The sequence below is a fragment of the Streptomyces sp. 351MFTsu5.1 genome (assembly GCF_000383655.1).
GTDB classification, from domain to species: domain Bacteria; phylum Actinomycetota; class Actinomycetes; order Streptomycetales; family Streptomycetaceae; genus Streptomyces; species Streptomyces griseorubiginosus.
Genome location: NZ_KB911776.1, coordinates 174,376 through 189,649 on the forward strand (window position 1 = coordinate 174,376; position 15,274 = coordinate 189,649).

The 15,274-nt window shown below is 71.9% G+C and carries 13 protein-coding genes; 8 read left to right on the forward strand and 5 right to left on the reverse strand.

Annotation, left to right across the window (positions count from 1 at the left end):
* Window positions 1–3: 3 nt before the first annotated feature.
* The 3 genes from H295_RS0104225 to H295_RS0104235 are packed head-to-tail and all read right to left on the reverse strand — an operon-like array spanning window position 4 to window position 2,787.
* Window positions 4–915, reverse strand: a complete 912-nt coding sequence (locus tag H295_RS0104225) for an ABC transporter ATP-binding protein (RefSeq protein ID WP_020134091.1) — start codon at window positions 913–915, stop codon at window positions 4–6.
* Window positions 912–1,820, reverse strand: a complete 909-nt coding sequence (locus H295_RS0104230; protein WP_020134092.1) for an ABC transporter permease subunit — start codon at window positions 1,818–1,820, stop codon at window positions 912–914. Before H295_RS0104230 ends, H295_RS0104225 begins: the two co-directional genes overlap by 4 nt.
* Window positions 1,810–2,787 (reverse strand): ABC transporter ATP-binding protein, encoded by a 978-nt coding sequence (locus tag H295_RS0104235; protein ID WP_020134093.1) that lies wholly within the window; start codon window positions 2,785–2,787, stop codon window positions 1,810–1,812. Before H295_RS0104235 ends, H295_RS0104230 begins: the two co-directional genes overlap by 11 nt.
* Window positions 2,788–3,035: 248 nt before the next feature.
* Between H295_RS0104235 and H295_RS0104240 the strand changes: the two genes are divergently transcribed.
* From H295_RS0104240 to H295_RS0104275, 8 genes are all read left to right on the forward strand, one after another.
* The gene (locus H295_RS0104240; protein WP_020134094.1) at window positions 3,036–3,878 is read left to right on the forward strand and encodes a M24 family metallopeptidase; all 843 of its coding nucleotides are present in this window, start codon (window positions 3,036–3,038) and stop codon (window positions 3,876–3,878) included.
* Entirely contained in the window at window positions 3,875–5,632 is a 1,758-nt protein-coding gene (locus H295_RS0104245) for an SDR family oxidoreductase (protein ID WP_020134095.1), read from the forward strand. Before H295_RS0104240 ends, H295_RS0104245 begins: the two co-directional genes overlap by 4 nt.
* Entirely contained in the window at window positions 5,629–6,498 is an 870-nt protein-coding gene (locus H295_RS0104250) for a metal-dependent hydrolase (RefSeq protein WP_020134096.1), read from the forward strand. Before H295_RS0104245 ends, H295_RS0104250 begins: the two co-directional genes overlap by 4 nt.
* Window positions 6,495–7,442 carry a MerR family transcriptional regulator gene (locus tag H295_RS0104255; protein WP_020134097.1) on the forward strand — a complete coding sequence of 316 codons (948 nt, stop codon included), beginning with the start codon at window positions 6,495–6,497 and terminating at the stop codon, window positions 7,440–7,442. Before H295_RS0104250 ends, H295_RS0104255 begins: the two co-directional genes overlap by 4 nt.
* Window positions 7,443–7,564: 122 nt before the next feature.
* On the forward strand, window positions 7,565–8,113 hold the full coding sequence (locus H295_RS0104260; RefSeq protein ID WP_028809031.1) for an RNA 2'-phosphotransferase: 549 nt from the start codon (window positions 7,565–7,567) through the stop codon (window positions 8,111–8,113).
* Window positions 8,114–8,199: 86 nt separating this feature from the next.
* Window positions 8,200–8,643, forward strand: a complete 444-nt coding sequence (locus H295_RS0104265; protein ID WP_020134099.1) for a hypothetical protein — start codon at window positions 8,200–8,202, stop codon at window positions 8,641–8,643.
* A gap of 52 nt (window positions 8,644–8,695) precedes the next feature.
* Window positions 8,696–9,598: an LLM class flavin-dependent oxidoreductase gene (locus tag H295_RS0104270; RefSeq protein WP_020134100.1), complete on the forward strand. Its 903-nt coding sequence runs from the start codon at window positions 8,696–8,698 to the stop codon at window positions 9,596–9,598.
* Between the two features lie 84 nt (window positions 9,599–9,682).
* Window positions 9,683–10,567, forward strand: coding sequence for a Cof-type HAD-IIB family hydrolase (locus tag H295_RS0104275; RefSeq protein ID WP_199788554.1), 885 nt, complete (start codon window positions 9,683–9,685; stop codon window positions 10,565–10,567).
* 39 nt (window positions 10,568–10,606) lie between these two features.
* Here H295_RS0104275 and H295_RS0104280 read toward each other — a convergent pair whose 3' ends face one another.
* On the reverse strand, window positions 10,607–11,674 hold the full coding sequence (locus H295_RS0104280; protein ID WP_028809032.1) for a M23 family metallopeptidase: 1,068 nt from the start codon (window positions 11,672–11,674) through the stop codon (window positions 10,607–10,609).
* A 102-nt stretch (window positions 11,675–11,776) separates the two neighbouring features.
* Window positions 11,777–15,262: a thiol reductant ABC exporter subunit CydD gene (cydD, locus tag H295_RS0104285; protein WP_020134103.1), complete on the reverse strand. Its 3,486-nt coding sequence runs from the start codon at window positions 15,260–15,262 to the stop codon at window positions 11,777–11,779.
* Window positions 15,263–15,274: the final 12 nt, after the last annotated feature.

The following is a 15,274-nucleotide window of genomic DNA, read 5'->3' on the forward strand; positions in this document are numbered from 1 at the left end:
CTCCTACGCCGCGACGAGATACGAGAAGACGGACTCGAGGGACTCGTCGGACGGCGAGACCGTGAGCAGCCGGATGCCGTGGTCGCGGGCGACCCGGGGCAGCAGCGCGGTGAAACGGCCGAAGTCGACGGCCTGGACGTGCAGCGCGCCCTCGGCCAGGTCGACCTCGATGCCGGACGTCGACGGGTCCGCGATCAGCGCGGCCGCCAGGGCGCGGTCGTCGCTGGAGCGCACCAGGTAGCGGTGCGGGCGGTCCGTCATCAGACGGCGGATCCTGCGGAAGTCACCGCTGGCCGCGTGCCGTCCGGCCACCACGACCTCGATGTGCCAGGCGAGCTGCTCGACCTCTTCCAGGATGTGGGAGGAGAACAGGACCGTGCGGCCCTCGTCGCCCATGCGGCGCAGCAGGTCCATGAGCTGCATGCGCTGGCGCGGGTCCATGCCGTTGAACGGCTCGTCGAGCAGCAGCAGCGACGGGTCGTGGACCAGCGCGGACGCCATCTTCACGCGCTGGCGCATGCCTTTGGAGTAGGTGGAGATCTTGCGGTCCTGCGCGTACTCCATCTCGACCGTGGCCAGCGCCTTCTGGGCCGCCTTCGCGCCCAGGCCGTGCAACTCGGCGTTGGCGACGACGAATTCACGGCCGGTGAGGAAGTCGTACATCGCCTCGCGCTCGGGGACGACGCCGATGTGCTTGTAGATCTCCTCGTTGCGCCACACCTGCTGTCCGTCGAGGGTGACGGTGCCGGTGGAGGGGGCCAGGAAGCCGCCCATCATGTTGATGAGGGTGGACTTCCCGGCGCCGTTGGGCCCGAGCAGGCCGGTGACGCCGGGGCCGATCGTCATGGTGATGTCGTTGACGGCGACCACGTTGCCGAACCAGCGGGAGACATGGTCGATCTGGAGCGTGGTCACAGTCCCACCTTCTTGTAGCGGCGCAGCAGGAGGCCGTAGCACGCGGCGATCAGTCCGAGGACGGCCAGGACGTAGACGACCCCTTCGCCGTTGCCCGGGCCCACCGCGCCGGGGAACGCCGAGCTCGCGCCGAGGAACGCCGACTGGAGTCCGTCGATGAGCGTGACCGGCGAGAACAGGCCGATCCACGGGATGGCCGACGTGCTGCCCTGGGCGTCGGCGATGGCCTGGAGGGTGGAGACCGCGCCGTAGGAGATGGTCATGACGGCGATCACGGCCGCGATGCCGAAGCCGCGGCGCGGGGTGACCGACGCGATGACCAGGCCGATACCGGCGAAGAGCAGCGAGAGCAGCGCCACCGAGACGAGTCCCTGCCCGAAGCCCTTGGTCTGGTCGGCGAAGTCGAGTTTGGCCAGCAGGGCACCGACATAGAGCACGATCAGCGGGGCCGCGGTCAGGATGAACATCGCGGAGGCCAGTGCCGCGTACTTCGCACGGACGTAGTCGGCGGTCTCGATGGGCCGCGAGAAGTAAAGCGGCACCGTCTTGAAGCGCAGGTCGCGCGAGACCGACTGGGGGGCCTGCGAGGCGACGTACAGGCTGATGACGGCCTGCATGATGATCGCGTAGCGGGTGTAGTCGACGGGCAGGTCCTTGGCCTTGGTGGCGACCGCGACGGCCACCATGATGGCCGCGGGCACGCACATCACCACGAACAGCAGCATCGGCAGCACCTTGGACTTCACCGAGCGACCGAGGCCGTAGGCGCCGCGCAGGGACTGCGAGTAGAGCGACCGGGTGGCGTAGGAGCGGCCCAGGCGCGGGCCCTCGTAGCTGCGGTAGCCGATGTTGTGGATACGGGTCTGGTCGCCCGAGGGGGCGGCGCCCGGGTGCTCAACCGCCATGGCCGACGGCCTCCTTCCGCTGCTGTGCGTCGCTCGCGTCCCCGCTGGTGAAGACCTCGGAGATGTGGTGCCTGCGCTGCTCCATGCGCACCAGGCCGAGCCCGAGGTCGGCGACGACGTCCCGGACCACGTCGTAGGTCTCCTCGCCCTGCGCGGTCAGCAGCAGGATGTGGCCGGCGCCCGGCAGGCCGCCGGTGGAGTCGAGGACCTCCACACCGCGCGCGTGCAGCGCCTCGCGCACCGCGCGGGTGCCGTCCGGGTGCTCGTCGGTGTCGGTGACCTCGACCGCGAGGGTCGTCGTGGTCTGGGTGAAGTCGGTGGTGGAGCTGGAACGCAGCAGCTTGCCGCCGTCGATGACGACCACGTGGTCGCAGGTGCGCTCCAGCTCGCCGAGCAGGTGCGAGGTGACCAGGACCGAGATGCCGAAATCGGTGTAGATGCGCCGGATCAGACCCAGCATGTCGTCGCGGCCGACCGGGTCGAGGCCGTTGGTCGGCTCGTCCAGGAAGACCAGCTGCGGGTCGTGGACCAGGGCCTGCGCGAGCTTCACCCGCTGCTTCATGCCGGTGGAGTAGCCGCCGATGGGGCGGTAGCGCTCCTCGTACAGGCCGACATGGCGCAGGGTGTCCGCGGTGCGCTCGCGCGCGGCGGTGGGCGGCAGGCCGGACATGCGGGCCATGTGCACCACGAACTCGGTCGCGGAGACGTCCGGCGGCAGGCAGTCGTGCTCCGGCATGTAGCCGACCCGCTCGCGGATGGCGGCACCCTTGGTCGCCACGTCGAGCCCGAGCACTTCGGCACGGCCCTCGGTGGCGGGGGACAGACCCAGCAGGATCTTGATCATGGTGGACTTGCCGGCTCCGTTGGCTCCGACGAGTCCGGTCACACCGGGTCCGACGTCCAAGGAGAGCCGGTCAAGCGCGGTCACCCGGGGGAACCGCTTGCTCAGGCTTTCGGTCGCGATCACAGTCACGTCATCGACAGTAGTGACGCGGACCACTCCGGTCGTCACCCCGCAGAGCTGCATCGGCATCAGACTCCAGGCGTACGGGCACCTAGGGGTCCCCCTGAGGTCGAACAACGCGGACCGGGTTTTCCACATCGGCAAGGTTTTCCACAGCCCGAACAGGCCCTCTTGACGCAGCCTTCGACGACTGTCACATTCGCCAGTGTCACGTTACGGACGCGTACCGCGTTCGGCAGGACGGGGGTGGCATGGCGACGGCAGTGCACGGCGAGCTCTCCGCACGGCTCCAGGGGTTCAGAAAGGTCCAGCGCCTCGCGTACGAGTGCGCGGAGGCGGTCGCGGCCCGCCTGGAACCCGGCGTCACCGAGCGGCAGGCCGCCCGGATGCAGCGCGGGTGGCTGCGCGAGCGGGGCGTCCGCGACTGGTTCCACCTGCCCTTCGCCTGGTTCGGGGACCGCACGGCGTTCACCGGCTTCCGCGTCCCGCTCCAGTTCTTCCCCACCGACCGCCGGCTCGAGCCGGGGATGCCGTTCATCCTGGACATGGCCCCGGTGTACGAGGGGTTCACCGCCGACATCGGATACTCCGGCGCTCTCGGCGTCAACCCTGTCCAGAAGCGGCTGGCGGCCGACCTCAAGGCCCACCGCGCGCTGATCCTGCGCGAGGTCCGCGAGCGGCGGCCGCTGCGCGAGATCTACGAGGACGTGGACCGCCTCATGGTCCGCCAGGGCTACGCCAACCGGCACCGCGCCTACCCCTTCGGCGTGATCGCCCACAAGGTCGACCAGGTCAAGGAGCGCCGCTGGTCACCGCACCTGTTCGGGTTCGGCACCCAGTCCCTCAAGGGCCTCGCGGCCGACGCCCTGCGCGGCCACCGCGAGGGCTGGTCGCCCCTGTGGTCGCCCCACCGCTTCTCCGACCACCCGCCGCAGCCGGGCCTGTGGGCGGTCGAACCCCACCTCGGATTCCGGGGCACGGGCGCGAAGTTCGAGGAGATCCTGGTCGTCACCGACTCCCAGGACCCCGAGCAGAGCGCCTTCTGGCTGGACGACGACCTGCCGCACGTGCGGCGCTGGGCGGAGGAGGAGTGACCTTGCTCGAAGGTGCGCGTGAACGCCGGGTACGGACCGGCGGAGTCGACCTGTGCGTGGCCGAACTGGGGGACCCGCACCGGCCGACCGTCGTCCTGGTACACGGCTACCCGGACAGCAAGGAAGTCTGGTCCGAGGTCGCCCCCCGCCTCGCCGACCGGTTCCACGTCGTCCTCTACGACGTCCGCGGCCACGGCCGCTCCACGGCCCCGAAGCCACTGCGCGGCGGGTTCACCCTGGAGAAGCTGACCGACGACTTCCTGGCCGTCGCGGACGCCGTCAGCCCGGACCGGCCCGTGCACCTGGTCGGCCACGACTGGGGCTCTGTACAGGCCTGGGAGTTCGTCACCGTCCAGCGCACCGCGGGGCGGATCGCCTCCTTCACCTCGATGTCCGGCCCGTCCCTCGACCACTTCGGGCACTGGATCGCGGGGCGCCTGAAGCGTCCCACCCCGCGCCGGATCGGCCAGCTCCTCGGCCAGGGCGCCAAGTCCTGGTACGTGTACGCCCTGCACACCCCCGCCCTGCCCGAACTGGCCTGGCGCGGCCCCCTCGGCAAGGCCTGGCCCCGCCTCCTGGCACGCACCGAGAAGATCCCCTCCGACGGCTATCCCACCCCCTCGCTGCCCACCGACGCGGCCCACGGCGCCTGGCTGTACCGCGACAACATCCGCTCCCGGCTGCGCCGCCCGCGCACCGACGCCCACGCACACGCGCCCGTACAGCTCATCACGCCCCTGGGCGACGCCTTCCTCTCCGAGCGGCTCTACGACGGCCTGGAGCAGTGGGTGCCCGAGCTGACCCGGCGCACCCTGCCCGCCAAGCACTGGATCCCCCGCTCCCGCCCCGACCAGCTCACCTCGTGGATCACGGAGTTCGTGACCTCCGTCGAAGCGGGCCGTACCGCCGTACAGGCGACCGGGAAGTACGCCGAGCGGTTCGGCGGCCGGCTCGTCCTCGTCACCGGTGCGGGCAGCGGCATCGGACGGGCCACCGCGTTCGCCTTCGCCGAGGCCGGCGCCCGCGTGGTGGCCGTCGACCGGGACGCCGAGACCGCCGCCCGCACCGCCGAACTGTCCCGGCTCCTCGGCGCCCCCGAGGCCTGGGCCGAGACCGTCGACGTCTCCGACGAACAGGCCATGGAGAAACTCGCCGACAAGGTCGCCGCCGAGTACGGCGTGGTCGACGTCCTGGTCAACAACGCCGGGATCGGCCTCGGCGGCCCCTTCCTCGACACCACCGCCGAGGACTGGAAGAAAGTCCTCGACGTCAACCTGTGGGGCGTCATCCACGGCTGCCGGCTCTTCGGCCGGCAGATGGCCGAGCGCGGACAAGGCGGCCACATCGTCAACACCGCCTCCGCGGCCGCCTTCCAGCCCTCCCGCGCACTGTCCGCCTACGGCACCTCCAAGGCGGCCGTCCTCATGCTCAGCGAGAGCCTGCGGGCCGAACTCGCCGGCCGGGGCATCGGCGTGAGCGCCGTCTGCCCCGGCTTCGTCAACACCAACATCACCTCCACCGCGCGGTTCGCGGGCGTCGACGCCGACGAGGAGAAACGCCGCCGGACGCGCGCGACCCGCCTCTACGGACTGCGGAACTACCCGCCGGAGAAGGTCGCCGACGCGATCCTGCGCGCGGTCGTGCGCAACCAGGCCGTCGTCCCGGTCACCCCCGAGGCCCGCGCCGCCCACGTCCTGGCGCGCTGGGCACCGAAGGCCCTCCGCGCGCTGGCCAGACTGGAGCCGCCGCTGTGAGCCACCGGATCGCGCCGCGCCGGGTGTCCTTCGACTGGTCCCGCACACCCCTGCACTGGATCCCCGGCGAACCCACCGCCACCCACGTCATCAACGTCCTCCACCTGCTGCTGCCCGCGGGAGAGCGCTGGTTCGTGAAGGTCTTCAAGGAAGGCCTGCCGCTGATCAGGGACCCTGAACTCCGCGCCGACGTCAAGGGGTTCATGGGCCAGGAAGCCACCCACAGCGTCCAGCACACGCACGTACTGGACCACCTCGCCGCGCAGCGGCTCGACACCGCCGACTTCACCCGGCACGTCGACTTCCTCTTCGAGCGGCTCCTCGGCGAACGCCCACCCCTCGGCGCGCCCGTCCCCGCACGCGAATGGCTGCGCTTCAGGCTCTCCGTCGTCGCCGCCATCGAACAGTTCACGGCCGTGCTCGGCGACTGGGTCCTGGCCGCCGAAGGCCTCGACCGGGCCTGTGCCGACGCGGTCATGCTCGACCTGCTGCGCTGGCACGGCGCCGAGGAGGTCGAACACCGCGCGGTCGCCTTCGACATGTACCAGCACTGCGGCGGCACCGGCACCGCCCGCTACGCCCGCCGGGTCGCCGGCATGGCGGTGACCGCCCCGGCGATGCTGTACCTGTGGGTGTGGGGGACGGCCTATCTGATGCGGCACGACCCCCGACTGGCCGGGCGGGGCCGCTACTCCCTCAAGGAGCACGAGAGGGCCGTGCGCAAAGGCCTGCTGCCGGCCTGGCGGGACCTCGGCGCGGCGATACCGCGCTACCTGCGGCGGTCCTACCACCCCTCCCACGAGGGGTCGTTGAGCCGGGCGGTGGAGTACCTGAAGCGGTCCCCGGCGGCCGAGGGGGCCGCGTGAGCGCCTCAGGCAACGCCGCCGCCCACCGCATCGAGGACCTCGCCCACCTCAGCGGCACCACCGTCCGCACCATCCGTGCCTACCAGGACCGGGGCCTGCTCCCCCGCCCCGAGCGCCGCGGCCGGGCCAACATCTACACCGACGCCCACCTCGCCCGGCTCCGACAGATCGCCGACCTCCTCGACCGCGGCTACAACCTGGCCGCCATCAAGGAGCTCCTGGAGGCCTACGACTCCGGCCGGGGCCTCGGCGGGGTGCTGGGCCTGGTCGCCGAGGTCGACGGCCCCTGGACCGACGAGGAGACCGGCCGGATCTCCCGCGCCGAGCTGGACGCACGCTTCGGGGGCGTCCCCGACGAGGCCGCGGTCGCCGAGGCGGTGCAGCTCGGCGTCCTGCAACCCGTGCCGGGCGACGACGACTCCTTCCTCGTCCCGAGTCCCCAAGAACTCGCTGTGGCAGCCGAGTTGCACGCCGCCGGGGTGCCGCTCTCCGCGATCTCGGGCCACCTGCGGGAGTTGAGGGGCCAGGTCGAGCACATCGCCGCCCGTTTCCTGGAGTTCACCACCGAGCACGTCTTCGCCCGCTACCTGCACGGCCCCGACCGTCCGACCGACGCGGAAGCCGCCGAGGCGGCCGCACTCGTACGACGGCTGCGGCCCCTCGCACAGCAGACGGTGGACGCGGAACTCGCGCGCGCGATGAGGCTGTTGGCGGTACGGCAGCTGCGGCAGCACCTGGGGTCCGAGGAGGAGACCGAAGGGCACCCGGTGTCACGTTCCGTGGCCGTGCCCGAGGAGACGATGCGGGCTGTGGAGAAGCTGGTTGGGACGGAGGGAGCGGCGGAGTTCTTCGTGCTGGCGGCTGAACGGGAGGTGCGGGCAAGGGCGTTGGATGCGCTCACGTCAAATGCGCCGCCCCCAGTTGATCTTGACGAAGAGGGCTGACATGACAGGGAGTTGTCCACAGAAACTCCAAGTAGCCTGTGGATAACTACAGTTGGTTGTGGATCAAACATGCGGGCCAAAATCATTCGCGTGATTCACGTCTCTCCCAGCACCCTGGTGCCATGGATGAAAGACGCACCGTGAAGGTGTCCAAGTACCTCTCGAAGCACCTGCGGCATCAGCCCGAACGGATCGGGCTCACCCTGGACGAGGCCGGCTGGGTCGAGATCGACGTGCTCCTCGCGGCGACGGCCGCGCACAACTTCCGCATCACCCGCGACGAGCTGGACCATGTCGTCGCCGCGAACGACAAGCAGCGCTTCGCCATCGAGGGCTCCCGCATCCGCGCCAGCCAGGGCCACAGCGTCGACGTCGATCTGGGCCTCGCCCCGGCGACCCCACCGCCGTACCTCTTTCACGGCACCGTGGCCCGCAACCTGGACGCGATCCGCGCCGAGGGACTGCGCCCCATGAACCGGCACGACGTCCATCTGTCGCCCGACCGTGAGACCGCGACCCGGGTCGGGGCCCGCCGCGGCCGCCCCGTCGTGCTCTCCGTGGACGCGGCGGCCATGCACCGCGACGGCCACGTCTTCCACATCAGCGCCAACGGGGTCTGGCTGACGCATGCCGTGCCGCCGGGCTATCTGCGGTTCCCCTCGTCGCACTGAGCTCCTTCCCCGGGGTCACAGCGACCTCCCTTTCCGGGGTCACACCGGCCTCCCTTTCCCGGGCCGCCGCGGGCATGATCGGTGGTATGGACCACTTGCCGACCACCGAGGCCGCCGTCACCGCGCTGCGCCACCTCGCCGCCGAGTACCGGCTCGCGATCGACGTCAGCCATGACATCGGAGCCGACCAGACCTCCCGCCGCAGCGCCGCGGGCGTCGGCGTCACCACCGACCCGGACGGCACCCTGCCCCACGAGGCCTACGTCGAACTCGGCGGCCGGCCGCACGTGGAGGTGCGGCTGTTCCCGGACGACGACGCTCTGATCACCGTCGAGGGAGTCGAGTGCCCCGACGTCGCCCGCGACGACGTCCCCGCCTTCCTCCGCGCCCTCTACGAAGGCCACGCCTGGGTGAAGGTGCGCCGCTTTCCGCCGAGCCACTTTCTGATGGTGCCGCTCCCCGGTGACCGCGTGCACAAGGAGTTCATCCCGGTGGGGCTCAGCCCCTGGCTCAGCGGCCGCAGACAGTGACCGTGAGTCACTGTTTCACGTGAAACAGTGCCGGACGCATACGCTCAGTCCTATGAGTCTGCGTCTGAGCACCGTGATCCTCCCGTACCGCCGCTGGAACGAGGGAGGCCGCGAGGCATGGCAACGTGCGGAGCAGCTCGGTTTCCACACCGGATACACCTATGACCACCTCTCGTGGCGCACCTTCCGTGACGGCCCCTGGTTCGGTGCCGTGCCGACGTTGACCGGTGCCGCGGGCGTGACCGACCGGCTGCGGCTGGGCACCCTGGTGACCTCGCCGAACTTCCGGCACCCCGTCACCCTCGCCAAGGAACTGATCACCCTCGACGACATCTCCGGCGGCCGGGTCACCCTGGGAATCGGTGCGGGCGGCACCGGCTTCGACGCCACCGCGCTCGGCCAGGACCCGTGGACCCCGCGCGAGCGCGCCGACCGGCTCGCCGAGTTCGTGCCGCTGCTCGACCGGCTGCTCCGCGAGGACTCGGTGTCCTACGAGGGCGACTACTACTCGGCACACGAGGCCCGCAACATCCCCGGCTGCGTCCAGCGGCCCCGGCTGCCCTTCGCGGTGGCCGCCACCGGACCGCGCGGTCTGAAGCTGGCCGCGCGCCACGGACAGGCCTGGGTGACCACCGGCGACCCCAAGCTGTACGAGAACGGCACCCCCGAGCAGTCCCGCCACGCTCTCCGCGGCCAGATCGAGCGGCTCGGCGACGCCTGCGCGGCGGTGGGCCGGGACCCGAAGGAGCTGGACAAGATCCTGCTCACCGGCTTCACCCCGGACCGCGCCCACCCCCTGGAGTCCCTCGACGCCTTCGTCGACTTCGCGGGCCGCCACCGGGAACTGGGTTTCACGGAGCTGGTGATCCACTGGCCGATCCCCGACTCGGACTTCGCGGCCGACGAGAAGGTCTTCGAGCAGATCGCCATGGAGGCACCGGCACAGCTGGGCTGAGAGGGCGGAATCGGGACGGGTGGGGGCCTCCTACGAGTCGCCCATGTCTCACCTGTGCGGGCGGCCGTCCGGTCGTGCACGCATATGCGGGAGAATGAGCGGGTGACCTCAGCGACCCGACAGCCCGAGACCCCGGCCGCCGACATACCGCCGCGCCTGATCGCCACCGACCTCGACGGCACTCTTCTGCGTGACGACAAGTCGGTGTCCCCGCGCACCGTCGCGGCCCTCGCCGCCGCCGAGAAGGCCGGCATCGAGGTCTTCTTCGTCACCGGCCGCCCGGCCCGCTGGATGGACGTCGTCAGCGATCACGTCCACGGTCACGGCCTGGCCATCTGCGGAAACGGCGCCGCTGTGGTCGACCTGCACGGCGGCCCCGGCGCCCACCGGTTCGTGAAGGTGCGGGAGCTGGCCCGGGAGAACGCCCTGGACGCCGTACGCCTGCTGCGCGAGGCGGCCCCCGGCACGGTCTACGCGGTCGAGCAGACGTACGGCTTCCACCAGGAGCCGGACTATCCCAAGCTGCACATGGAGATCCCGGACCATCTCGCCCCGGCCGAGAACCTGCTGGCCGACGACGGTCCCGGCGCCGAGGAGCCGGTGCTGAAGATCCTCGCGTACCACCCCACCATGGACCCGGACGCCTTCCTCACCCTCTCCCGGCTGGCCATCGGCGACCGCGCCAACGTCACCCGCTCCAGCCCCAGCGCCCTGCTGGAGATCAGCGGGCCCGACGTCTCCAAGGCCAGCACCCTCGCCCTGTGCTGTGCCGAACGCGGTATCTCGCACGAGGAGGTCGTCGCCTTCGGGGACATGCCCAACGACCTGGAGATGCTGACCTGGGCGGGGCAGTCGTACGCGATGGGCAACGCCCACCCGGACGTCATCGCCGCGGCCTCGGGCCGGACCGTCGCCAACAACGACGACGGGGTGGCGGTCGTGATCGAGCGGCTGCTGGAGCGGAAGTAGCCACGGTCGTTCCCCTGGAGGCCGGCACCGCGGGCGGACTCAGCCGAGGGGCACCCCGCGTGCCGCCAGCCACGGCACCGGGTCCACCGCCGAGCCGGTCTCCGGTGTGACGCGTACCTCGAAGTGCAGGTGGGGGCCGGTCGAGTTGCCGGACGTGCCCGACTGGCCGATCCACTGCCCCGGGGCGACGGACTCCCCCTGGTCGACGGTGACGGCGGCGAGATGGGCGTACTGCGTGTAGTAGCCGCTGGGGTGTTCGATCACGATCTCGATGCCGAAGGGGCCTCCGCAGGACACCTTCACCACCCGGCCGGCGCCCACCGCTCGCACCGGCGTCCCGATCGGCACCGCGAAGTCCTGCCCGGTGTGCCCGTTCGCCCAGCGTGACCCGCCGCTGCCGAACCCCGCGGACAGCTCGTACACGGCCACCGGTGTGACCCACGCGGCCGCGGGGGACTGCCCCGGTTGGTCCAGGCGGACGGCACCCCGGCAGGCGCCGGCCGCGACGGACGCGTCGGCCCGGCCCTGGAGCTGCCAACGGGCCTCGTCCAGCGTCTGCTCGATGTCGTGCTTCAGCGCGGCGAGTTCGGCGCTCCGTTGCTCCAGCTTCCGCCGGTCCGCCATGGCCTTGGCCTCGTCCGCCGCGAGCCGGGCCTCGGCCCGACGGCTCTTGTCGACCGCGTTGTTGAGGGCCACCGTCGTGCGGGAGAACACGTGCTGACCGCGCATCAGGTCATTGAGGTCGTCCGCCAGGATGATCTGCGCCGTGAGCGGCAGACCACCGCCGTCGCGGTACTGGGACCGGGCGATACGGCCGAGATCCTCGTGCAGGACGGCGATCTCCCGCCGTTCCCGGGCCAGGAGGTCCTCGAACCGCCGCGCCCGGGCCCGCTGCATCTCCGCCTTCTGCCGTCCCGCCTCGTACCGCTGTGTCGCCAGCGCCGCGTCCTCGTAGAGCCGCGCCACCTGTGCGCTGAGCTCCGAGTCGCCGTCCTCGCGGCGCCCCACGCCGTCGTCCGTGGTCTGTGTGGGCCGGACCGTGGGCACGGCCACGAGCGCGCACAGCAGCACGGGAACGAGTAGTGCGCAAAGGCGAGGTGATCGCATGTCAGCGATCCTGTCCCGGCCTCCGGGGCGCGGTCCTGTTCAAGTCGTACGGCTGGGGGACACGCTGCTGCGGACGGGTCACCACAGCACCGCACGAGCGCCCTACGCGCCGACCAGCAGCTCCGACTCCGCCTCCCGCTCGGCCATCCCCCGCAGCGGGCCCTCGACCGCGGCCAACTCCGCGTAGGAACCCCGCTGCACGACCTGCCCCTCGTCGAGCACGACCACCTCGTCCACCGACTCCAGTCCCGCCAGCCGGTGGGTGATGAGGAGCGTCGTACGGCCCTGCGTGGCGGCCAGCAGGTCGGCGGTCAGGGCGTCCGCGGTCGGCAGGTCCAGATGTTCGGCCGGCTCGTCCAGGACGAGGACGGGGAAGTCGGCGAGCAGCGCCCGGGCCAGCGCGAGCCGCTGGCGCTGACCGCCGGACAGCCGGGCCCCGTGTTCACCGACCAGGGTGTCGAGGCCGTCGGGCAGGCTCTCCGCCCAGTCGAGCAGCCGGGCCCTGCCCAGCGCGTCCCGCAGTTCGTCCTCCGTCGCGTCCTTCTTCGCGAGGAGCAGGTTCTCGCGCACCGAGCTGTCGAAGAGGTGCGCGTCCTGCGCGCACAGTCCCACGAGCCGCCGTACGTCGTCGCCCGGCAGTCCGTAGGCGTCCACACCGGCCAGGGTGTAGGTGCCGGCCTCCGCGTCCAGGAAGCGCAGCAGCACCTGGGCGAGTGTCGTCTTGCCGGAGCCGGACGCGCCGACCACGGCGATCCTCCGGCCCTCGGTCAGGGTGAGGTCGAGTCCGGTGAGGGCGTCCCGGTCCTGGCCCTCGTGCCGGGCGGTGAGTCCCTTGACCACCAGGGGGAACGGCGAGGCGGGGGCCTGCCGTCCCTGCTCCGGCTCCCGCACCGGGTCGGGCGCGTCCAGCACCTCGTACACGCGCTCAGCGCTCCTGCGCACCCGCTGCCGGTACTGCACCGCGAGCGGCAGCCCGAGAACCGCCTCGAAGACCGCCAGCGGAGTGAGCACCACGACGGCCATGACGACCCCGCCGAGCCGACCGGAGGCGACCGCCTGGGCGCCCACGAGTGCGGTCGCGGTGACGGTCAGGCCGCAGATCAGCGCGGTGAGTCCGTCGCCGAGGGCGGTGGCGGTGGCGGTCCGGGAGGCGATCCGGGTGAGGACACCGTCGGCCCGGCGTGCTGCGGCGGTACGGGCGGGCAGGGCGCCGGAGACGGTCAACTCGGCGGTGCCGGTGAGCAGATCGGCCACCCGGGTCGACAGTTCTCCGCGGGCCGGGGCCAGCCTGCGCTCGGCGCGCCGGGCCACGGCACCCGTGAGGAACGGGACACCGACACCGGCGGCCAGCAGACCCACGGCGAGTACGGCACCGGCCTCTGGCAGCAGCCAGGCCGTGAAGCCCACGGAAGCCGCCGACACCAGTGCCGCGGCACCGGCGGGCAGCAGCCAGCGCAGCCAGTAGTCCTGAAGAGCGTCCACGTCGGACACGAGCCGCGAGAGCAGATCGCCCCGGCGGGTGGTCCGCAGACCGGCGGGCGCGAGCCGCTCCAGCCGGCGGTAGACGGCGACCCGGGTGTCGGCGAGCATCCGCAGCACGGCATCGTGCGACACCAGCCGCTCCGCGTACCGGAACACGGCCCGCCCGATGCCGAAGGCCCGGGTGGCCGTCACGGCCACCATCAGATAGAGCACGGGCGGCTGCTGCGAGGCCCGCGAGATCAGCCACCCCGAGGTGGCCATCAGGCCGACGGCGCTGCCGAGGGCGAGGCTGCCGAGGAGCAGCGCGAGGGCGAGCCGGCCGCGCCGGGGACCGGACAGGGCGCGGACCCGGGCCAGCGGGCTGCGTCCCACGGAGGACACCTCCGTCACTGCGACACCGGCCGCGCCGACGCCAGCGGTCTCCACCACCCGGGCTCCGGGCGTCCTGGCCGTCACCTCCGCCGGCACGTGGGCCGTCGGCTCCGCCAGCCGCACCACCCGGTCGGCCACCCCCAGCAACGCCGGCCGGTGCACCACCAGCAGGACCGTTCGTCCCGCCGCGAGCCGCCGTACGGCCGCCACGACCTCCGCCTCGGTGGCCCCGTCGAGCGCCGCCGTCGGCTCGTCGAGGAGGAGGACCGGCCGGTCCGCGAGGAACGCCCGCGCCAGTGCCAGCCTTTGCCGCTGCCCGGCGGAGAGCCCGGCCCCGTCCTCGCCGAGCACGGTGTCGGCCCCCAGCGGCAGCGCGTCGACGAACTCCCGGGCCCCCGCGTCCGCCAATGCCTGTCGTACGGCTGTGTCGTCCGCGTCGGGACGGGCCAGCCGTACGTTCTCGGCGATCGTCCCGGCGAACAGCTGGGGCCGCTGCGGCACCCACGCGATGCGCGACCGCCACTCCGCCAGGTCGACCTCGGCGAGATCCGCTCCCCCGATCCGCACCCGCCCCTCGGCGGGCCGGACGAACCCCAGCAGGACGTTCAGCAGCGTCGACTTGCCCGCGCCGCTCGGCCCGACGAGGGCGACCGTCTCCCCGGGCGCGATCTCGAAGGAGACGTCCGTGACGGCGTCCCCGGACCGCCCGGGGTAGCGGACCGTGACCTGCTCGAAGGCGAGCGCGCCCGCAGGCACGGGAGCGGTCCCGGTCGCCGGCGCCGGTGTCTCCAGGACCTCGAAGATCTCCTCGGCTGCGGCGAGTCCCTCGGCTGCCGCGTGGTACTGCGTGCCGACCTGGCGCAGGGGCAGATACGCCTCGGGGGCCAGGATGAGGATGACGAGGGCGTCGTACAGGTGCATCTCGCCGTGGACGAGCCGCATGCCGATCGTCACGGCGACCAGGGCCACCGACAGCGTCGACAGCAGTTCCAGGGCGAAGGAGGAGATGAAGGCGATCCGCAGGGTCCGCATGGTGGCCTGGCGGTACTCGCCGGTGATGCGGCGGATCGACTCGGCCTGCGCCTTGGCCCGGCCGAACACCTTCAAGGTCGGCAGACCCGCGACCACGTCCAGGAAGTGCCCCGACAGCCGGGACAGCAGTCGCCACTGACGGTCCATCCGGGACTGGGTGGCCCAGCCGATCAGCACCATGAAGACGGGGATCAGAGGCAGGGTTCCGACGATGATGGCCGCCGAGACCCAGTCCTCGGTCACGATCCGCGCCAGCACCGCCACCGGGACGACCACCGCGAGGCCCAGCTGCGGGAGGTAGCGCGAGAAGTAGTCGTCGAGGGCGTCGACGCCCCTGGTGGCGAGGGCGACCAGCGATCCGGTCCGCTGTCCGCTCAGCCATTCGGGGCCGAGCGCCGTGGCACGCTCCAGCAGGCGCCCTCGCAGCTCCGACTTGACCGCCGCGCTCGCCCGGTGAGCGGCGAGTTCGGTGAGCCAGGAGACGAGTCCGCGGCCGACCGCCACGGCCGCCAACAGCAGCAGGGGAGTGCGCAGTCCGGGGACCGACAGCCCGTGCTGGAACGCGCCCACCACGATCTCGGCGATGAGCATCGCCTGGGCGATGACCAGCAGAGCCCCGAGGCCGCCCAGGCCGACCACGGCCACCAGGAAGAGGCGGGTGGCCCGGGCGTACTGCAGCAGACGTGGATCGATTGGTTTCACGTGAAACACACC

What these genes read in the sequence shown, in the direction of transcription:
- H295_RS0104230 (WP_020134092.1), bottom strand. Translation starts at nt 1,820, where the DNA reads ATGGCGGTTGAGCACCCGGGCGCCGCCCCCTCGGGCGACCAGACCCGT.
- H295_RS0104240 (WP_020134094.1), top strand. Translation starts at nt 3,036, where the DNA reads ATGGCGACGGCAGTGCACGGCGAGCTCTCCGCACGGCTCCAGGGGTTC.
- H295_RS0104260 (WP_028809031.1), top strand. Translation starts at nt 7,565, where the DNA reads ATGGATGAAAGACGCACCGTGAAGGTGTCCAAGTACCTCTCGAAGCAC.
- H295_RS0104265 (WP_020134099.1), top strand. Translation starts at nt 8,200, where the DNA reads ATGGACCACTTGCCGACCACCGAGGCCGCCGTCACCGCGCTGCGCCAC.
- H295_RS0104270 (WP_020134100.1), top strand. Translation starts at nt 8,696, where the DNA reads ATGAGTCTGCGTCTGAGCACCGTGATCCTCCCGTACCGCCGCTGGAAC.
- H295_RS0104275 (WP_199788554.1), top strand. Translation starts at nt 9,683, where the DNA reads ATGCGGGAGAATGAGCGGGTGACCTCAGCGACCCGACAGCCCGAGACC.
- H295_RS0104280 (WP_028809032.1), bottom strand. Translation starts at nt 11,674, where the DNA reads ATGCGATCACCTCGCCTTTGCGCACTACTCGTTCCCGTGCTGCTGTGC.